Source organism: Sporosarcina sp. So3-204 (assembly GCF_058068165.1).
This window is the reverse complement of the sequence record NZ_CM176485.1, coordinates 1232477-1253917: the sequence shown is the minus strand read 5'-3', so window position 1 is coordinate 1253917 and position 21441 is coordinate 1232477. Positions and strand designations below refer to the sequence as shown.

At 35.8% G+C, this 21441-nt stretch carries 18 protein-coding genes and 1 tRNA gene; 7 read left to right on the top strand and 12 right to left on the bottom strand.

The features are described from left to right. Positions 1-3: 3 nt before the first annotated feature. Entirely contained in the window at positions 4-2937 is a 2934-nt protein-coding gene (gene fdhF / locus AC3RV6_RS06040; protein WP_489748552.1) for a formate dehydrogenase subunit alpha, read from the bottom strand. A 262-nt stretch (positions 2938-3199) separates the two neighbouring features. On the opposite strand from fdhF, the gene AC3RV6_RS06035 reads away from it, so the two are divergent. The 3 genes from AC3RV6_RS06035 (at position 3200) to AC3RV6_RS06025 (ending at position 5811) form a co-directional block, all read left to right on the top strand. After that, a complete protein-coding gene (locus AC3RV6_RS06035; RefSeq protein ID WP_489748551.1) occupies positions 3200-3547 on the top strand; it encodes a Na-translocating system protein MpsC family protein in 348 nt (115 codons plus the stop codon). A gap of 14 nt (positions 3548-3561) precedes the next feature. Continuing rightward, the gene (fdhD, locus tag AC3RV6_RS06030; RefSeq protein ID WP_489748550.1) at positions 3562-4353 is read left to right on the top strand and encodes a formate dehydrogenase accessory sulfurtransferase FdhD; all 792 of its coding nucleotides are present in this window, start codon (positions 3562-3564) and stop codon (positions 4351-4353) included. 156 nt (positions 4354-4509) lie between these two features. Further along, positions 4510-5811 (top strand): L-lactate MFS transporter, encoded by a 1302-nt coding sequence (locus AC3RV6_RS06025; RefSeq protein ID WP_489748549.1) that lies wholly within the window; start codon positions 4510-4512, stop codon positions 5809-5811. An 87-nt stretch (positions 5812-5898) separates the two neighbouring features. Here AC3RV6_RS06025 and AC3RV6_RS06020 read toward each other — a convergent pair whose 3' ends face one another. From AC3RV6_RS06020 to AC3RV6_RS05985, 8 genes are all read right to left on the bottom strand, one after another. Then, entirely contained in the window at positions 5899-6777 is an 879-nt protein-coding gene (locus AC3RV6_RS06020) for a patatin-like phospholipase family protein (protein WP_489748548.1), read from the bottom strand. Positions 6778-6917: 140 nt separating this feature from the next. Continuing rightward, on the bottom strand, positions 6918-7808 hold the full coding sequence (locus tag AC3RV6_RS06015) for a DMT family transporter (RefSeq protein WP_489748547.1): 891 nt from the start codon (positions 7806-7808) through the stop codon (positions 6918-6920). Between the two features lie 30 nt (positions 7809-7838). Further along, positions 7839-8483, bottom strand: coding sequence for a metal-dependent hydrolase (locus AC3RV6_RS06010; RefSeq protein WP_489748546.1), 645 nt, complete (start codon positions 8481-8483; stop codon positions 7839-7841). A 223-nt stretch (positions 8484-8706) separates the two neighbouring features. After that, entirely contained in the window at positions 8707-9453 is a 747-nt protein-coding gene (locus tag AC3RV6_RS06005; RefSeq protein WP_489748545.1) for an amino acid ABC transporter ATP-binding protein, read from the bottom strand. Between the two features lie 15 nt (positions 9454-9468). Next, positions 9469-10128, bottom strand: coding sequence for an amino acid ABC transporter permease (locus AC3RV6_RS06000; RefSeq protein ID WP_489748544.1), 660 nt, complete (start codon positions 10126-10128; stop codon positions 9469-9471). A gap of 70 nt (positions 10129-10198) precedes the next feature. Next, positions 10199-10993 (bottom strand): amino acid ABC transporter substrate-binding protein, encoded by a 795-nt coding sequence (locus AC3RV6_RS05995; protein ID WP_489748543.1) that lies wholly within the window; start codon positions 10991-10993, stop codon positions 10199-10201. A 400-nt stretch (positions 10994-11393) separates the two neighbouring features. Further along, on the bottom strand, positions 11394-12221 hold the full coding sequence (gene nadX, locus AC3RV6_RS05990; RefSeq protein ID WP_489748542.1) for an aspartate dehydrogenase: 828 nt from the start codon (positions 12219-12221) through the stop codon (positions 11394-11396). A gap of 40 nt (positions 12222-12261) precedes the next feature. Continuing rightward, positions 12262-13296: an ABC transporter substrate-binding protein gene (locus AC3RV6_RS05985; RefSeq protein ID WP_489748541.1), complete on the bottom strand. Its 1035-nt coding sequence runs from the start codon at positions 13294-13296 to the stop codon at positions 12262-12264. A gap of 399 nt (positions 13297-13695) precedes the next feature. Between AC3RV6_RS05985 and AC3RV6_RS05980 the strand changes: the two genes are divergently transcribed. Then, positions 13696-14037, top strand: a complete 342-nt coding sequence (locus tag AC3RV6_RS05980) for a hypothetical protein (protein WP_489748540.1) — start codon at positions 13696-13698, stop codon at positions 14035-14037. Between the two features lie 68 nt (positions 14038-14105). Here the strand turns inward: AC3RV6_RS05980 and AC3RV6_RS05975 are convergent, their stop codons facing one another. Further along, entirely contained in the window at positions 14106-15410 is a 1305-nt protein-coding gene (locus AC3RV6_RS05975; RefSeq protein ID WP_489748539.1) for a M48 family metallopeptidase, read from the bottom strand. 195 nt (positions 15411-15605) lie between these two features. Here AC3RV6_RS05975 and AC3RV6_RS05970 point away from each other — a divergent pair, with 195 nt between their 5' ends. The 3 genes from AC3RV6_RS05970 to AC3RV6_RS05960 all read left to right on the top strand — a co-directional run bounded on the left by AC3RV6_RS05970 (position 15606) and on the right by AC3RV6_RS05960 (position 18312). Further along, on the top strand, positions 15606-16676 hold the full coding sequence (locus tag AC3RV6_RS05970) for an NAD/NADP octopine/nopaline dehydrogenase family protein (protein WP_489748538.1): 1071 nt from the start codon (positions 15606-15608) through the stop codon (positions 16674-16676). A gap of 18 nt (positions 16677-16694) precedes the next feature. After that, positions 16695-18086, top strand: coding sequence for a YfcC family protein (locus AC3RV6_RS05965; RefSeq protein WP_489748537.1), 1392 nt, complete (start codon positions 16695-16697; stop codon positions 18084-18086). Positions 18087-18239: 153 nt separating this feature from the next. Next, a tRNA-Arg gene (locus AC3RV6_RS05960) sits at positions 18240-18312 on the top strand. A 189-nt stretch (positions 18313-18501) separates the two neighbouring features. Here AC3RV6_RS05960 and AC3RV6_RS05955 read toward each other — a convergent pair. Then, complete coding sequence (locus tag AC3RV6_RS05955; protein ID WP_489748536.1) at positions 18502-20106, bottom strand: BCCT family transporter; 1605 nt, start codon at positions 20104-20106, stop codon at positions 18502-18504. Between the two features lie 165 nt (positions 20107-20271). Continuing rightward, entirely contained in the window at positions 20272-21327 is a 1056-nt protein-coding gene (gene cax, locus AC3RV6_RS05950; protein WP_489748535.1) for a calcium/proton exchanger, read from the bottom strand. Positions 21328-21441: the final 114 nt, after the last annotated feature.

Below are 21441 nucleotides of genomic sequence, written 5' to 3'. Positions count from 1 at the left end.
ACATCACCTTTCTTTATTTGTCGTTAAGTGAACATAGCCTGGTCGTGCCCATTTCCGTTCAACTTCAACGCCGTTTTGAGGATGACGTTTTTTATTTCGGTGGTTTGTTTTCGGCAATGGATTTTCGCCATCTTTTTCGAGTACCTCCATGCGAACTTTTGCCTGTTTATAAGCAGGTGTATTTGTACGCTGGTCAACGGCAGGTCCTGTTAAAAAGTTTATTGCTGATTCTTTATCGGTTGAATTCATCGGTAGAAATAATTCATTTCCTTTTACACGATCCGTTACAAGTGCCGGTAACCTTAATCTACCATACGGAGAAACTAGTCTTACAAGCGAACCTGATAATACGCCACGTTCTTTAGCTAATTCTGGTGAGACCTCAACAAAAACCTCTGGAACTTTGGATTGAATACCCGCTGATTTATTTGTCATATTTCCTTCATGGAAATGCTCCAACATACGCCCATTATTAATATGGAGATCGTATTCATCAGGGAATTTAACTGGTTCTACCCAATCTGATAATGCAAATCGTGCTTTTTTATCCGGGAAATTAAACCCGTCTACATATAATAATGGTGTACTTGAACCGTCAAAGTTACCCCATAAGAAACTACCCCAGTCTTTCAGCACAGTGTAATTCGCTTGGCTAAATAATGGTGATAGGCTAGCCATTTCGTCGAAAATATCACTTGGATGACTATAATTCCAATTTTGTCCTAGTCGGTTAGCAACTTCCTGAATGATCCACCAATCCGGTTTTGAATTCCCCTTTTCAGGTAGTGCTTGATATAAGCGCTGGACGCGTCTTTCTGTATTCGTGAATGTACCGTCTTTTTCAAGAGAAGGTACAGCAGGTAAAATTACATCCGCATATTGAGCCGTTCTAGAGAAGAAAATATCTTGAACAACTAGAAAATCCAACTTAGATAACACGTCGTGAACATAATTCGCGTTTGAATCAACAAGCGCCATATCTTCACCGACAATATACATTCCTTTCATTACTCCATCATCAATTGAATGGAGCATTTGGATATTATCAAGCCCTGGTTTTCCATCAATACTAACACCATATGCTTTTTCAAATTTCTTACGTGCAGCATCATCCGTTACATGCTGATATCCCGGTAACCATCCCGGAAGTGAGCCCATATCACAGGCACCTTGCACATTATTATGCCCACGAAGCGGATAAGCACCTGCACCTGGTCGACGATAATTTCCTGTTGCCAGTAACAAGTTAGAAATCGCTGCAGATGTATCTGAACCACCTGTATTTTGCGTAACACCCATTCCCCAAAGAATACAAGTGCCGTCTGCATCACGGATCATTTCTGCTGTTCCAATTAACATCTCTTTAGTAATACCAGTTATTTTCGAAGCATAGTCAAGTGTATACTTTTCTAATACTTCTTTAAATTCATCAAATGAATGTACGTTTTCTTTGATAAACGCCTCATCATGCCATCCTTGATCAATCATATATTTCGTAACAGCCATAAGCCATACTTGGTCTGTACCTTGTTGTGGACGCATAAATATGTCAGAACGCTCTGCCATTTCATGTTTTCTTAAGTCTGCAACAATCAGCTTTTGGCCATGCAATTTATTTGCACGTTTCACGCGTGTAGCAAGTACTGGATGCCCTTCAGCTGGATTTGCACCGACAATAATGACAAGTCCTGCTTCTGCAATATCTTTAATTGTTCCAGCATCCCCACCCATTCCAACTGTACGGAACAAACCATCAGTCGCTGGTGATTGGCAGTAACGTGAACAGTTATCCACGTTATTCGTTTCAAACACTTGGCGTGCCATCTTCTGAATAACATAGTTTTCCTCATTCGTTATTTTCGATGATGATATAACTCCCACGCCATCTTTACCATGATCTTTTTTAATTTGACCTAGCTTAGCTGCTACTAAATCAAGCGCCTCTTCCCAAGTTGCTTCGACAAAAGAATCTCCTTTTCGAATAAGGGGTGACGTAATCCGTTCTTCACTATTTACGAAATCCCAACCAAACTTTCCTTTCACACATGTGGATATTGCATTTACAGGTGCTTCAGATACAGGTTGAACTTTTAAAATCTTACGATCCTTCGTCCATACTTCAAATGAACAGCCTACGCCACAAAACGTACAAACTGCCTTTGTTTTCTTTGTCCGTGTATCACGCATTTCGGCTTCTACATCTGAAACGGCCATAATACCGCTGTATCCAGGCTCTACGTCTTTAATTAATTCAATCATTGGTGATAGAATTTCTTCTTTTAATCCAGTCATGAAGCCAGCTTCACCAAGCATCGATTTTTCCATCAATGCATTACATGGGCAAACTGTAATACAATGACCACAGCCTACACAAGATGAGTCATTAATTTTCGCTCCGCCATCCCAAAGAACAATTGGACGATCCCTCTCCCAATCTATCGAAAGCGTTTCGTTCACTTGAAGGTTTTGACATACTTCAACGCATTGTCCACATGCAATACACTGATCTGGATCGTATCGATAAAACGGATGTGTGAAATCGATACCACTTGTCTCGGTTTTCGGCTTATACGGGTATTTCTGGTGCTCAATTTCCATCATGTCGACCGTGTTATGAATCTTACAATTGCCATTATTGTTATCACATACTGTACAGTAGAGTAAGTGATTTTCTAATATCCGGTCCATTGCCTCCGTCTGCGCTTCTTTTGCTTTGGGTGATGCCAAAGAGATGTTCATTCCAGAAACAGCCTTTGTTGAACAAGAACGCAATAATTTTCCATCCACTTCAACAATACATGTATCGCATGTTTCAATTGGATCTACTTCTGGCATATAACATATCTGTGGATGCTCTAATTCATTTTGATTGATGACCTGAAGAATCGTTGCGCCTTCTTTAAAGTCATAAATCGTTTCATTAATTTTAATAGACATATAAGCGCCTCCTTTTTTAATATAAAAAAACCACCATGAAAAAACAAACCATCCCATTGGGCTTAGTCGTTTCATGGTGGAATAGTTTTTTAACAGAGCTTGCTAAATTACCAATCCAATTTTAATATAAGTAATAATAGTATAATTGCATCTCAATACAATCAAACCATCCTATTCTATTATTATAGTCTACAACCTTAGAATTAACAATAAATTTCAAAACTATTTAAATATTCTGCTCTCACCCTTAGGAGGAATAACAATGTCAAAAAAGATTCATGATTTTAATGACATCATTAGGAAATTACGAAAAGATTTATTTGGTAAAGGACCTGAACGAATTCATACAGTTTTTGTGGAAAATATGGCTATTACTACGCTTTATGGCAATCTAACACCAACTGAAAAGTTCATAGCTAGCACGCAAGAAGGTAAAGAAATCATACATTCAGCAAGAACATGTATGATACAAGATGTCTATAGCAAAGAATTACCTGTCGGACTAGAAGAACTCGTTGGCGCTAAATTTCTACATTTGTTTTCAGATATAAAAATAGATGAAGATATTGCTGTGTCCGTCTTTCTATTTGATCAACATATAAAATTATAAAGGAGGATAAACCGATGGAACTTATTAAGCGACGAAAAGTTATCAAGTATTCAGCTAATGGTTTCAAACAGACAGAAGATATAGTCGTTGTAGAACACCCAGTTACAATTAAAATAAATGGCGAAGAATTTATGACTATCGTTTGTTCGCCTGAATATATCGAGGATATGGCTGTTGGGTTTTTAGCATCTGAAAGGGTCATTCTAAAATATGAGGACATTAAAGATATTTGGGTGCAAGAAGAATTGGGTTTCGTCAATATAAAAACGACTAAACTAAATTCTTTTTATGAAAAATTACAAAGTAAACGTTATATCACTTCCTGCTGCGGCATGAGTCGCCAAGGATTTGTTTTCGCTAACGACGCATTAACAGCAAAGAGAATGACAGAAATGAATGTGCAACTAACGCCAGATGAATGCTTTAGTTTGATGAGAAAAATGGAGAATGCAGCAGAAATATTTCGTGTTACTGGTGGCGTTCATAATGCAGCTTTATGTGATAACAACGGTATAATACTGTCAAGAACAGATATTGGACGCCATAATGCACTTGATAAAATATACGGATATTGTTTAAAGCATGATATTTCAGTGAGGGATAAAGTAATTGTTTTTAGCGGTCGACTTTCATCAGAAATCCTATTGAAAGTTGCAAAAATTGGTTGCGAAATCATACTTACAAAGTCTGCGCCTACTGAACTTGCACTAGAACTTGCGGAAGAACTAGGAATTACAACAGTCGGTTTTATACGTGGCGAGACCTTTAATTTGTATACTCATCCAGAAAGAATTATTCCTGTATAACGAATTAACCTTTCAGAACATTTTAAATTATGTTCGTGACAAATATAACTTTTGATGATAGCATAACTCAAAAGTGGAAAGGGTTATCTTGCTTATTGATTTTATATATTTTAATAACTAAATAAGTGACGCCTTTTCTATTAAAAAAAGGAGGAGATGACAATTAAAAAAACTAAAAACAGATGGCTAATTGCAGCATCTGCAGTCGGTATTCACATTTCAATCGGTTCAGTTTATGCTTGGAGTAATTTTACCAACCCTTTAATAGAACAATTTGGGTGGTCTACAAGTCAGGTGCAGCTTACTTTTAGTATCGCAATCTTATTTTTGGGCCTATCCGCTGCATTTTTAGGGCATTTTGTAGAAAAGCACGGTCCTAGAAAGTCAGGACTTCTTGCCGCCATCTTTTTCGGAACAGGTGTCATAGGTTCTGGATTTGCTGTAGGAGTTTCCTCATTACCTTTACTTTATTTATTTTACGGGGCTATCGGTGGTATCGGCCTTGGGTTAGGTTACATTACACCCGTTTCCACACTTGTAAAATGGTTCCCTGATAGACGTGGACTTGCAACTGGACTTGCAATTATGGGATTCGGTTTTGCTGCAGCTATTAGTAGCCCGATCATGGAAATACTCATTACATCAGTTGGACTTCAAAAGACCTTTTTCATTCTCGGCGCTTCCTATTTAACTATAATGATTTTATCCTCACTTTATCTTGAAAAACCAGAAGAAGGTTGGGCTCCAGCTGGTTTTAAAGAGAAGATTAAATCAGGTAAAGTGGAAGAAAAAATTGATTTAGCACAACTGACCGCAAATGAATCTGTAAAAACAAAACGTTTTTATTATTTATGGCTTATGTTGTTTATAAATGTTACCTGTGGTATTGCTATATTATCCGCCGCAAAACCGCTTGCAATTGATAGTATTGGTATGACAACTGTCCAAGCAGCCGCACTAGTCGGTGTTTTAGGCATTTTTAATGGTGCAGGTAGACTTGGTTGGGCTGCTATATCAGACTATATTGGCAGGCCAAATACCTATACCACCTTTTTTGTAATCCAACTTGCATTATTCGCACTATTGCCATTCACTACTAATGCAATTATTTTCCAAGTAGCATTAGCAATTATTTACACCTGCTATGGTGGTGGATTTGCTGCAATACCTGCCTATATCGCGGATATCTTTGGAACAAAACAACTCGGTGCTATACACGGCTATATATTAACAGCGTGGTCAGCAGCAGGTGTAGCCGGACCTATGTTTGCCGCTTGGATGAAGGATACTACTGGAAGTTACGAGAGTAGTTTACTATTCTTCGCTGGCCTTTTTGTTATAGCGTTTATCATTTCTATCTTAATAAGAGTTGATATTAAACAAGTTAAAAAGAGAAATGAAGAACTCTTACAATCATCTAATTCAGCATTACAACCATTAAACAAGATTGCCAATTAAACAGTAGATTGTTTTACAAAGATAGTAATTAAACACGAAGAAGCTCATTTATTTAAATAAGCTTCTTCGTCGTTTTAAGAAAAATAGTTACCAGGTTTTTAGAAACCGCTCAGTGTAATTTCGTCCTATTGCTATAAGTTTATCTTTCTTTTCATCATCAATATCAAACTGTGTTGCACTATAATTATCTACTGGAATAAAAACAATATTTTTTTCATGCTTCCGAGATATATACTGTTTGTCATGGGCATCTTTCATTGTCGAAAATAATGCTTCAAATAAATTTAACGCATTTGTAATTTTATGTGCTGGTATTTCATCTAGCTCCCTACTCAGTTTTAATCCGAGTACAGGCCGCTCTTTTTCGCCATTACTGTTTTCAAATATCCATATCGGAAAATTACTTAATACGCCACCGTCTACAACAATATTATCCCCTCCACCAATCTTTAGTCGGACTGGTTCAAAGAAATAAGGTATCCCACAACTCATACGTAATGCGCGCGCAACCGAAAAGTTTTCTGGAATTAACCCGTAACTTTCTAAGTCGTCAGGCAATACAATCATTTTTCCATTCGTTAAATCTGAAGCAACAAGTTTTAAACTGCCTTGTGGTAAATCTCCAAAAGTATAGACGTTTTTAGCAGCTAATTTTTCCATAAACCAGTTTTCTAAAGTCGTTCCTTGATATAGGCCAAGCCGCCAATAAAGACGTGCCCACTTCATAAATGGAAACGGAATAATCATTGTGCGTGGATCAAGAAGCTCCTTGAAGTCCAGCTCAGCTAGCATAACTTCAATTTCTTTCCCTGTGTAACCTGCCGCAATAAAGCAAGCAAGAACTGCTCCTGCACTTGTTCCAGCTAAACGTTTAAACTTATATCCATTCTCCTCTAAAACTTGATAGGCACCGACCAATGCAAAACCCTTTATACCCCCTCCAGAAAAAACACCGTCTATTAACACATTTCCCCTCCCCTTTTATACTCTAAGCTGTAAGTTGAAAGTTTAGAACTTACAAAATTAAAATGAACCCTGGGAAAACTTTCCCGGGGCTCATTCGATTTCGTCCTACTTTTTAATCTGTAGATTAATCACACTTATAATTAATTATTTTTCAATGATAATTCTAATTCTTTTTCCTTTTTACTTTTCCAATTTACTAGGAATATACCTAAGAAGATTAATAAACCACCGAGCATTGTGTACCATTTTAATCTTTCATCTAATATAAACCAGCCGGAAAGCACGCCAAAGAATGGCGCTAAAAAGAGAAATGCACTTGTTCGTTCTGGATTTCCTTGTTGTAAAAGAAAAAACCAAATTGAAAATTGTATAATAGAGGCCGGAATAGCAAGCCACAACAAAATTAGAATTGAACTAGTGTTTACAATAAAAAAAGTTTCTTCCATAAGAAAACTCCAAATAAAAAGGATTATCCCACCAAAAAGCATTTGATAAGCAGTCATCACCCATGTATCAAATTTATAGCCATGCGTCTTGATTAACAAAGTTGCTGTAGCCCATGAAATTGCTGATAAAAACCCTATTAATGTACCTAGTCTAAAATCAATAGTACCGCCCATTGTAATAAAAACACCAATGAATCCTATAATCACACCAAACCATTGTTGTGCATGATAGCAAAGCTTTAAAAAAAATGTGCCAAAAATAACAACAAGTAATGGATTCATAAAAGTTAAAATAGACGTTTCTCCTGCAGTAATAGTCCGCAAGGCAATAAAAATAAAGCCCATCACCAAAGCCGTTTGAAATAACCCAATTAATACTAACCATAACCATTCAATCGCTTTAGTAGGATGTTTTCTCTTAAGCATTTTTACAATTATAGCCATAATTATCCCGGCAATTGAAAACCGTAATGCAACCAATAAAAGAGGTGAAGAATAAGCTAAACCAACCTTACCAATTGCGAAAGCAGAACCCATCAATCCAGTCGTTATAACAACTAATAAAAAGAATAGTAGCTTATTCATCAATTCCCCACCTAACGAGTTTCATATTTTTCAAAACTCTTTTTTCCACACTGGTGAAAAAAACTTTACCCCACGTCTATTCATTGGTAATAGCTTCATATCGGCTAATAAATGACTTGTGTAACCAATTATTCCAATTATAAATAGTCCTTCAATATTCAAAGCAGCTTCTGCATAATACATAATCACTGCATAAAAACCAATCCCCAATAAAGAGTGTGTATACGATCGATGCGGTAAAAATGATGCCAATAGTATGTAAAAACCTAACAGTATAACCCATATTGTTGTATCCATTGCAAATCCACCAATAATTACACCAACTCCTGTTAATGAGAGCATCCTTCGTTGCGTAACAATTATTGAAAAGCCCAACATTCCAAAACCAATCAACATACGTTGAAGAAGCCGGGTATCAAAATTACCGTTCATATAAGATTGATAAATTGTATACATAATAACAATGAGTCCCATTAAAAACATAGGTGTTTTAATCATTTTTTTAGAAAGTGTTATCTTATTGCTAGCTAAACCGTTTGTGTCTAAATCGGGTATCAATCCTGAAATACCGCCAACCACTGCAAACAAAGCAATTGTAAGTGGCTCAGCCTCCGTGATCACGCCATACCCTGCTCCGACTGCTACCCCAATCGTTAAATGTGCAGTCCCTTTCATTTATACCATTTCCTGTCTGTTATTTAATATTGGTGACTAGAACTGAAATAACTAAATCTCAGATTTTAGAATTCGAAAAATAATGATACTAAAAAAAGTGTACCATAAGTTAAAATGGATAAGTAAAGTTATTATTAATTATTAAATTGACTCACCCTAATAGTCAATAAAAAAAAAGTAACAACTGTCTATTTAAATTAACAGTTGTTACTTTATATATGACTTATTTAAAGCTTCTATTTAAAAAAGCTTTCGTTCTATCAAATTGAGGATTTAAAAACAATTGTTCAGGATGCCCTGATTCTACAACTTCTCCGCCATCCATAAAAATGACTCGATTAGCTACTTCTTTAGCAAATTCCATTTCATGCGTTACGACAATCATCGTCATATGCTCTTCTGCCAAGTTTTTCATTACCTCTAATACTTCACCAGTTAATTCAGGATCCAAGGCAGATGTAGGTTCATCGAACAATAATATATCGGGATTCATCATCAAGGCACGAGCAATCGCTACTCGCTGTTTTTGCCCACCGGACAATGTTGAAGGATATACATTTGCTTTATCGGAAATACCAACTTTAGCTAGTAACTCTGCACTTCTTTTTTTGATTGCATCGGCTGGCTCTCTCTTTGTCAATCTTGGAGCAAGTTCTAAATTATCTTGCACTGTTAGATGAGGAAATAAATCAAATTGTTGAAAGACCATCCCCATCTTGGCAGTAATTCTTTTGATTTCTTTTGGTTTTGAATAAACGCCATTTTCAACTAAATAATCCCCTGCTACGCGAATACTACCACCATTTATTTCCTCTAAGTAAACTAAACTACGGAGCATAGTACTTTTACCAGAGCCTGAAGGACCAATCACCGCAACTACGTCATTTTTTTCTACATCAAATGTAATTTGTTTAAGTACTTCTAATGGTCCAAATGATTTTTTCAACTTGTCAATTTCAATGATCGCCATATTCTTCACCTCTTTTTATTCAAATTTAAACCGTCTTTCAAGCCATTTAAAGAATAATGTTAACGACAATGTAATCATCAAGTAGATAACACCCGCAACAACGAAAGGAAATACTGTAAAGTCTCTGTTTACTGCTGTTTGTGCAAAGTGAAGTAACTCTGGAACCGCCACTGCGTAAAGAAGCGCAGTATCCTTAACAAGCGTAACTGACTCATTCGCAACGGCCGGTAAAGCGTTACGAAACATTTGTGGTAAAATAACGCGGGTCGTTGTCTGCCATTTATTTATACCGAGCACCTGAGAAGCTTCATATTGTCCTTTATCGATTGATAAAAGCCCTCCACGAAAGATTTCCGCAAAATAAGCCGCATAGTTAAAAATAAAACCTAAACAAGCAGCCGTAAATCGGTCTAATACTAAGTATTCGCCAACTACCGGAAGTAACGGAAGTCCAAATACTATAAATAACAACTGAAGCAATAACGGCGTACCACGTAGTAAATAAATATAGCTATGCGCAAACAAAGATATGGGTTTAAATCGACTTCTTACCGCTAATGTTAATAAAAAACCAAGTGGAATGGATGCTAAGATGGCGATAATAAAAAGGAAAACTGTTATTTGAGCCCCTTCCAACATCGGCTTCAGTATGGACATAAAATAATCTAATGACATGAAAGGATCCTCCCAAAAACAAAACAGGATTTCTCAAGGATATCCTGTTTCGCCTTCTATTTATTCTTACTTATTTTAATACTTTATTTACCCCAAACCATTTTACAGAAATTTCTTCAGCTGTACCATCTTCATTCATTTTATCGAGAGCTGCTTGTAATTTCTCAAGTAATTCTTCATTACCTTTTTTCACACCAATACCATATTCCTCTGGTGCAAGTTCGTCACCTATAACTTTAAATGTATTTTCTTCTTGTGACATATAATAATCAATGACAACTTCATCAATGACAACTGCATCTACACGACCAATTTTCAGGTCAGTTAACGCTAAAACGTTATCAGCATACTCTGAAATTGATTTAATTTTAGATTCAATCGGGTTTGCAGCAAGTGCATCAGATGCCGATGAAAGTGCTTGTAGGCCCACAATTTTACCGTCTAGGTCATCAAGTTTTTCAATTGTAGAATCAGCTTTCGTCGCAACAACTTGCGCATTAGCTAAATAAGGTTTTGTGAAAAGTACTTTTTCTTTACGTTCATCAGTAATAGTATAACCATTCCATATAAGATCAATTCTTCCACTACTTAGTTCTGTTTCTTTTGCTTTCCAATCAATTGGTTGGAATTTAGCAGTCATGCCCATATGTTCTGCAGCAGCTTTAGCATATTCAATGTCAAATCCAGTCAATTCATTCTTATCATCACGGAATCCCATAGGTGCAAATTTATCATCTACCCCAATAATAAGTTCCTTCTTATCTGTAGAACCATTATCTTTTTCCTCAGATTTAGAGTTTGAGCATCCTGCAAGTAATAAGAATACAGCGACAGAAGCTAAAAACAGCATTGTTAATCGTTTCATTCGTAATAAACCCCTCTCAATTTATCTTTTATGCACTTCATCACTTTAGCACGCTAACATATTATAAGATACCATATTTCTAAATAAAATAAAACTATTAAATAGGTTCATGACTAAAAACTTTAAATTAATATCATAATTGAGTCAATTTCATAATTACCTTAACTTGCTACAACGAACAACATATTGTTCGAGAACGTTCTAACTCGACTATATGTTGTGGTGGTGTAGCAATAAAACACTATTATGAAATTGGTTGAATTTAGAAACAATTACAGTCTCTTTAATTAAATACACTTTTAAATGGATGGCAGCATTAACATAATGAAGGTATAGTCGGGGTACATGCGGAGATTATTAATACTAGACATATTCTATTTAGCGACAAATTCCCCATACATTAAATAATTCTAAATGGTTGATTCAACTTTTTTAATGCAGATAAAACGCTTAATGCGGCTAAGAAGCTAGTCTTCGGATTCATAGGTAGTGGTTCATTGTTTACGTTAAAATAAAAACTACCAAATGAGCCACTAACTTTGAGTTCATGATTATTTTCGGTTGCATGAGGATCTGCAATAACCTTTACCATCGTTTTCTTAGAGCCAATTCCGGCAAGCGCTAAAACAATAGAAACGTTCATATTACTTGGGAACTTTTCAATTGCCCCCTTAGCATTACCACTATAAAGGATTTTCGGTGCGCGAAGATCAAATTCTCCAAGTGATTGGGCTGGTTTTGTCGTTTTTATCTCAACTGACTCGATTGTATCTAATGATGCTGCAGCTTGAATGCCGTCTAATCCAGCTATTGCCCCAGACGGGATAACTATTTCAGTATTATGCTCTTTTGCTAGTTGGCATATACGTTGAAAAAATTCTTCACTTGCAAATGCACCTACAGATATTGGCAAAAACTTTTTATTCCTTCTTAATATATCTTCTGCATACTGATTGACAACTTTAATATTTGCCGTTTCAACTACAACATCGATATCAGAATCTATAAACTCACCGAAATTTGAATATACATCTATTTCGTATTTTTCCTTATATAGTTGAAAACTTGGATTATACTTTTTTCGTTCATCAAGTACCGAAACGATTCTCAATTCTGAATCGAATTGTTCTATATTAATATTCTTAATTAAAAATTCACCAATCGTCCCACAACCTATTAAACCAATATTAACTTTAATTACCTCCATTAGAAAAAATCCAAGTCCCAACACAAGTCTCCCCTGCGTCAAAACTTGGATTTCTTTTTAATTATTCGCTAAGTTCAGCTTTCCACTCATCTTTAATTTCAATACCAGTCTTAGCTGCCATATCAGCATTTACTACAAATTTTAACTCTTTTGGAACTTGTACAGGTAGATCTTCAGGCTTGCTTTCACCTTTCAAGATTTTAGCCGCCATTATACCAGATTGATAACCGATATCAAAATAATTAAAGCCATATGCTGCTAATCCCCCACGTTTTACTGAGTCTAGCTCTCCTACCATCATTGGTAGTTTATTATCTACTGCCACAGAAATCACTGATTCAAGTGCCGATACAACTGTATTGTCTTTAATGATATAAAGAGAATCGACCTTACCAATTAATGATTCCGTTGCTTGCTTAACATCTGCGGAAGTTGCTACTGATGCTTCCTCAATTGTTATACCCATCTCTTTCGCTATTTCATTTACTTTATCTACTTGTACACGTGCATTTTGTTCACCTGAGTTAAAGACAACACCAATACTTTTAGCTCCTAATTGTTCTTTTAAGAATGTCATTGTTTGTGGAATTACATCGGGATGTAAATCAATTGTACCTGTTACATTCCCACCTGGACTTTCAAGTGATTGCACTAATTCAGCACTAATAGGTTCAGTTACTGATGTAAAGATTATTGGAATCTCCTGTGTTGCACTTGCTACAGCTTGTGCACTTGGTGTTGAGTTTGCAAAAATTAAATCAACACCTGAACTCACAAGGTTAGTTGCGATTGTCGTGTTTGCACTATTATCATTTTGAGCATTTTGAATGTCATATTCTACATCAAGACCTTCGTCTTCTAATGCTTTTTGAAACCCTTCAAATGCTGCATTTAATGATGGATGTTCAACAATTTGCGTAACTCCAACTTTAAATGTCTTTGCATCTTCTTTTTCAACTTCCTTTGTACCCTCAGCTGCATTCTCTTTCTCGGTTGGCTCTGTTGAAGCATCTTCTTTTTCTTTTGCTCCACACGCTGCAAGAAGTAGCATAATACTTAATAGCGCTACGGCATATTTCAACCACTTCATTCTCATCTCTTCTCCCCCTCTTAATAAAATCGCCAACTATCTATTTAGATTGTTCTGGCAATAAATCATTTTTAATCATACATTGTCAGACAAATTTAGTCAATAATATTTAGGTATCTCCATAATGTAACAAATCAACTTACAAATATTACAATATATGTAAGTTATGTTGAATTTATTTAACTATAGACTATAACGGAAGATAGGAAGAAGTTAGTTGCGAGAAGAGTTAAACACCATTTTATCAAATAAATTCTGATGAAGTATAAAAAAAATTAATAATGACATTACATAATGGTGGAAAATGATGAATAAGAAGTTTCAATTTAACAGTATGAAGAAACTGAGTTTATTATCGAAGAACAAGTACAATTATTTATTTCAAACACGCAAATCGCTAATTCTATGGCGAATGGTCTTCGAGTTGCTAATAGTTATTTATTAACCAGGAATGCTGACTATAAAGAGGCATTCAATGAATTTGCAGTACATGGAGAATATTATTCAAATCATATGCAAGAAGATCTATTCTATACAGAAATCGATACATCAAGTGTGGATGCTGCAGCGGAATGGCGTCAAGGCATAATAAATGATGTTTTTAACGAGTTTGTTAAAGGGAATAAAGAGCTCGCCTTGGCCAATATAACTAAATTAGATGCAATTGGAGAAGTTGCTGCTAGTTCAAACAATCTTACAAGACTAGCTGACGAACTAAATATGTTAGTCCGTGAGTTTACAATATAATTAAATTAAAATAAAATAACTGCCAAATTCAATCGCAATTTATAATTGCTAATGAATTTGGCAGCTTTTTATTGTAATTCGTATAACATTTTTTCAAATTCGGTTAAGGTATCTACCCCTAAATAACTAACCCCAGATTCCCCATCTATATCTTCCTCAAATGGATCTGCACCTGCATCGTATAATAAAGCAGCCATTTCATAATTTTCATTTGAAAATGCTGCAGTTAGAGTAGTTGAATATGAATCCTGAACATTTGCATTTGCCCCCACTGCCAATAAGAGCTCAGCAACTTCAATCTCATTATTGTAAATTGCATAATGGAGAGCTGTCGTTGACTCCTCATCACTTTGATGAACATCAGCATTTTCATTTAGTAATTTTTTCACTTCGGATATATCTCCATTTGCCGCTGCTGTCATTAGTGGTGTTAAATCATCGAGAATTATTTCTTCTTCAAAAAATTCTTCTTCTGCTAAAGTTTTATCTGATGGGAAAATAGAGCTTAAAAATGTCATCCCTAAGGTAAGTAATATTATCATTCCGACATATAAAACTAATAAAACTGCCCCTGTTATCGATGCCCCTATAGCAATCTTTTTAGTGTTTGGTTGAAAGTTCGGCGTTCCTTCAACACGCATAAAATGACCTATAGCTTGAATTCTCTTTGGCAAATTGGGATGTGTTGAACAAATTTCGGCAAACCATACAGCTACGTTCGATTCACTACTAATTTGTTCCAAGTATGCAACCTCATCTATTTCTTGATAAAGTCTTTTACCAATACCCAATATCGTTAATGCGTTTTTTGCAGCATGACCATCTTCTGTATAATAAGCTGCCTTTCTATCACAAGTATATTCACACGCACGGCTGTAAGCCTGTGATAGGAAAGGAATAAAGTTGGATGGCGCTATAAGAATACTTTTCCATACATGCCTTCTCTTAATATGGGCTAATTCATGGGCAATAATAAAATCTAATTCCTTCTCCCCTTTTTGTCTAGCTAATTCAAATACTTCAGAATAAATAACAACCATATCTCTCCCTAAAAACCTTGTTGCAAAAGCATTGAATGCTCCATCTGATTGAATTACATATACATCGGGTACTTTATTAAGTGACATTTTTTTAGATAGTTCTAGTACGCGAGTATAAACATCTGGAAATTGCTTTTCACTAACTCGGATACCATTTCCTCTAATATTTCCTATCATTATAGCATTTGTAATTAAAATGATTCCAAGAAATACTAAAACAATCGCTATACCTATTAAACTTACCATAGCAATTAAATAGATAAATATACTAAAAATAATACTTATAATAAAATATGGTGTTTCTTTACTAGATATTAAAGAATGTGAATTCAATTTCATACCTCTCCTTATAAAATAGTAATTATTTTCCAACCAACAATAAATAATAAGGACAATAAAGGATATAGTCAATAGGTATTCATACGTTAAATTTTCACTAGATGCTTTTGAACTAAATGTCAAAAATATCCGAATTTTGTCATTTTATGTGATATCCTTTTGTTAAGCTATGATTGGAGGAGTTTACAAATGAAAATCACAATTGTCGGAGCAGGTAATGGTGGAATTATTGGCGCTTTAGATTTAACAAAACGTGGTCACGAAGTAACTTTATTACAACCACCAGGTGCTTTAAATGATACTTCTAAATTAGAAAAGGCAAAAGGAGCAACTTTGAATGGTGAATTTATTACAATACATTCTTTTACACACGATGTAAAAGAAGCACTTATGCACGCAGAAGTGGTGATGTTAACCATCCCTTCATTAATCCTTGAAAATGTTGCAGAAATAATTGCACCTTTTTTACAACCGGAGCAAATCGTTCTAATAAACGGCGCAAGCGCAATGAATGCTTATCGTTTTCAAAAAGTATTAAATGATTTACAAATAACGACAAATATTTACCCATGTGAAACGATGTCGCTAACTTATGCTGCCCGCTATCACGAAGAAACGAATGTTGGTGAACTCATATTAACGCATCAATATAATTTATTCAGTGCTTATCCATCGAAATACACAAATGAATTGATTGATCGTTTAAAACCAATGTATGACACTTTAATTCCTGCAAAAAACACGATTGAAACAACGTTAAATAACGGAAATCCCGAATCGCATCCAGCTCCTGCTATTCTCAATGCTGGACGAATTGATTATGCGGGTGATTCTTTTTATTTATATAAGGAAGGTATTACTGAGCATACGATTCATGCTATAGAAGCAATTGATCTTGAACGTCAAGAAATTTGTAAAGTATTGGGATTCGAAGTGCTAGGTAAATCTGCACGTTCAGAACGCAGTGCTTATTTCGAGAAAGATAAAACGTTGCTGCAACAATATAATGAGAGTCCAGTTTTGAAAGATTTGTTAGGGCCTACCTCTTTAACAAATCGTTATATTACAGAGGATGTCTCCAATGGATTGGTTTTATGGTCAAGTATTGGTAATACCGTCGGAATAAAAACTCCTGTCATTGATGCCATTATTTTATTAACGAATGTTCTTTTGAAAAAAGACTTTTATACGGATGGCGTAACGTTAGAACATCTTGGAATTGATGTTACTAATGCTGATGAATTAAACAAACTTATGTAAATAATGAAAGGAGCAGACATGAAAAAACGTAAATCAATTAAAGTCCCGCATACTTTTGTATTGATCTTCTGTATTATCATATTTGTAACGTTATTGTCTTATGTCGTGCCGGCAGGTCAATTTGAACGTATTGAAAATGATAATGGAGCTATGATTGTTAAAGAAGACTCATTTAAATATGTTGAATCATCACCCATTTCTCCAGTAAGAATGATAAAGGCTATTCCAGAAGGTATGACATCCGCTGCTTCCATTATCTTTTTAATATTCATTATTGGTGGAGCATTTTCAATGATTAATAATACCGGAGCTATAAAAGCTGGAATCTCAAGTCTAGTTAAGAGGTTACAAAACAAGGAGTTAATTTTAATTCCTACAACAATGCTCGTATTCTCCCTTGGTGGCGCCACATTTGGTATGGCTGAGTCCACCCTTGTTTTTATTCCAATAGGCATTGTATTAGCGAGAAGTTTAGGAATGGATGCATTAACCGGGATGGCTATTGTAGCGCTTGGAGCATGTGCAGGTTTCGCAGGCGGCGCATTTAATATTTTCACAGTTGGTGTAGCCCAAGATATTGCAGGATTGCCACAGTTTTCAGGGTTCGGTTATCGACTCATTGTACAAGTTATATTTGTTGCCATTGCCGCAATTTATGTAATTCGATATGGCCGCAAAGTTAAGAAAGACCCTAAAGCTAGTTTAGTTTATGATTTGGAACAACAAGAAATTAATGAAGGCGCTTTGGAGTTTGAAGAATTTAACATTCGTCATAAATTAGTTTTATTTGTTTTATTAATTGGTTTTGGATTTATCATTTATGGTGTTTTAAATGGTTGGAGTACTGGAACTGATTTAGCCGCAATTTTTTTAACTATGGGGATTGTCTCTGGATTTATTGGTGGTAACTCAGCCGGAAAAATAGCAGATGATTTTATTGATGGAGCGAAAGGTGTTTTATTTGGCGCATTAATTGTAGGATTAGCTAAAGCGATTGTTATTGTATTAGAAGATGGCATGATTATAGATACAATCATTTATGGAACTTCAAGCTTTTTAGTTGTATTACCTAATTATTTAGGTGCAGTTGGAATGTATTATGTACAGTTTGTATTAAATTTCTTTATCCCTTCAGGTAGTGGACAAGCTGCGGCTTCCATTCCTTTAATGGCACCTTTGGGTGACTTAGTAGGCATTTCCAGACAGACTGTTGTGTTGGCGTTCCAACTGGGAGATGGCATGTCTAACTATTTATTTCCAACTTCTGCGATTTTAATGGCTGGTTTAAGTATTGCTAATATTCCTTATGAAAAATGGCTAAAGTGGGTTTTGCCATTAATGGGATTATGGGTTTTGGCTGCGAGTATTTTAATGATTATTGCTGTACTAATAGACTATGGTCCGTTTTAAATTACCAAGTCTTCAAATGACATCAAATCATTTGAGGGCTTATTAATTAATTAAATTATAAAAATACCGGATCGATTTTTAAGAGTTATGAAAACTAACGAAACTTTTTGTTGTTCTATTTCCTTCTGTTTGTTATAATTACTTAGATATATTGTCTCAGTAGCTCAGGGGATAGAGCAACAGCCTCCTAAGCTGTGGGTCGCAGGTTCGATTCCTGCCTGGGACGTAAAAATAAAAAGAATGACACCTCATTTTGAGGTGTCATTCTTTTTATTTTGATTAATAATCAAGATTAACTTAATGAAGATAAAATCCAAAACCTATTATAAAGTATGCTACATGCGCTGTATAATAAATAATTGTTTCTGACATACTAAAACCTGCTATATGCCAGAGAATATGCTCTAATGTTCATTTACGAATCAAGTTCAGTTGCTAATTTATCATTTTCTTTCTTTACTGCATCTTGCTTAACAATTTTTTCCTCTTTCACTTCTGCTACCACACCAAATTGATCCTGATACATGATTTTCGCCACTTTCGGAGCAGCCCAGAATGTTGGAAACATTAGTAGTGAAACAGGTATCGCTGTGACAACAATAAAGGACTGAATCGCTTCGATTCCACCTTCACTAATCATCAACAGAACAACAGCTACCGTCCCCATTATGACTGCCCAAAAGACTCGCATTACTTTAGGTGGGTGCCCATCCCCTGTTATTGCGACAGAGATTGTATACGCCATAGAGTCAGCTGTCGTAACTACGAATAAAATAGTTACTAATAAGAAGAGTGGTGCAATGATTGAATTTAGCGGTAGTTGTTGTGTAATTGCCATCATCGCAGCTGGCATGCCAGATGTATTCAAGGCATCTGATATGACTCCCGGCTGTCCCAACTCATAAAATATCCCTGTGCCACCAACGACAGTAAACCAAAACGCAGTGACAATCGGAGCTGTAATGGACACTGCCAAAACCAACTCACGGATAGTACGTCCGCGGCTAATCGTGGAGATAAAGATCGCCATCATTGGACCATATCCGAGAAACCATCCCCAGAAAAAGATTGTCCAAGAACCAAGCCAAGCAGAATCTCCACGGAACGTGCTCATTGCGATGAATTCCCGAAGATGAACGCCACTTGCAGAAATGAAGGTATCGATAATAAACCCTCCTGGTCCTAACAATAAAATAGCAACCATTAAAATCAGCGTAATGATGACATTTAAATTACTAAGAAATTGTATGCCTTTACGCAAACCCGTAACAGCTGAAATAATAGCAATGGCAACGACACCTATGATAATAAGAACTTGTGTCATCAAGTTGTTCGGCACACCATACAAGGCTTCCATACCGTATGCGGCTTGTAGTCCTAGAAAACCAATTGGACCAATCGTCCCTGCTGCTACTGCAATGATTGAGAACGCATCTATAATAGTTCCTAGTGCATTTTTCTGCATAATTTTTTCACCCAGTATCGGGTAAAGTAGCGTACGAGGTTTCAATGGCATGCCTTTTTGATAATGCGCATACATCAACACAATCGTTCCTAACGTCCCGAGAATAGACCATGCAAGAAAGCCCCAATGTAAAAAGGATTGTGCGAACGCAGGAATAATCGCTTCTTTAGAACCTGATTCTATGCCTGCAAAAATCGGAGGACTATCAAGAAAATGATACATCGGTTCAGCAGCAGCCCAAAAAACGCCTCCACCGGCTAGCAATGTAGTCATGATCATAGCAAGCCATTTAAAATAACCTACTTCAGGTTTCTCTACAGCACCTAGTCTAACCTTGCCATATTTTGAGAACGCTAAGAAAAGTGCAATGAAAAAAGTACCCAATAGTAAGATTTGCCAAAATGCACCGAAGTATTTCACAGCAAAAGCAAAAGATTGGTTCACTATATTCGATACGAAATCGACGTTAATGAACGAAGCAACTACAAATGCTACAAGTAACCCACCACTAATGAACAATACAGGTCGATCCGTTTTAGATTCATATTTATTCACGTGAAACCTCCCTTAATAAAGATTAAATCTAAATACCTCTTTTACCTATCACATCGTATGAAACGGAATCTGATTTTTATATAATACCCCGTAAACACGATTATGTATCTCCTACAATCTAAGAGGCCTCAATCTTTATTAATAATTTATATTCAAACATCTACACTATAGTAGAAAAAATCCAATCCCCATAATTAGGTAGGCAGCAAGTAGAATCAGTCCTTCAAACCAATTTGACTCACCATCATTACATAAATTAATAACAAGGATAGATGCAGTAACCATAGCGACTAATTCTGGAATCGTAAATACCAGAGCCATCTGTTGCGGCATAAAAATAGAAACTAGAACTAGTAGCGGAGCAACGAACATAGCAACCTGTAATGTGGAACCAACTGCTATTTCTACAGATACGTCCATCTTATTTTTAACAGCCATCGTTACGGCAGATACATGCTCTGCTGCGTTTCCAACGATAGCGACGATGATAACACCTATAAACAACTCTGTCCACCCGAACTTCTCCCCTAGCATTTCAAATGTATGAACAAGTTGTTCAGAAACGAAAGCAACTGCTACCGTCGCCAATAACAAAATCAATATAGATTTCTTCTTTGTCCATTCAGGGATTTCTTCTACTTCCTGTTTCTTATCTGAAGATGTAAACACGCCGCGGTGTGTAACAAGTTTAAAAAATAATCCGGATAGATAAAGTACAATTAAAACGACGGAAATACCGATACTTAAATTGAATGTTTTTTGTGTATCCATAGATGCAGAAAATACTTCTGGAATTACAAAAGCCACTATGATCGCAAAAATGAGCAATCCAGAATTATACTGCGCATCATGGATACTAAAATTCTGACGTTTATGTTTAATGCCTCCCGCAAAAAAGGAAAGGCCTAGAACAAGTAGTAAATTCCCAAGCACTGAACCTGTAAGTGATGCTAATACGATACCGACAAGACCCGCTTTTAAAGCAAATATAGATATAAGTAACTCAACCGCATTACCGAAAGTAGCATTCAGTAATCCGCCAACTCTGGGCCCACTAACAATCGCCAGACTTTCTGTCGCCCGACCAATATATCCTGATAGTGCAATGATACTTATACAACTTAATACGAACATTGTCATGTCCGACCAATTAAAAATCGCTCCTGCTACAACTAATGGAACACCAGTGAAAACAAGTACTCCGAATAAACGATTCATCAAGAACACCTCGCTAACTGTAATTTCTTTTCATCCTATCTTTCCCTTTTAGAACAATAACAAACGTAAAATCATACTAAACTAAAAAATCAATTTATTTATAATAATGAATTTTAA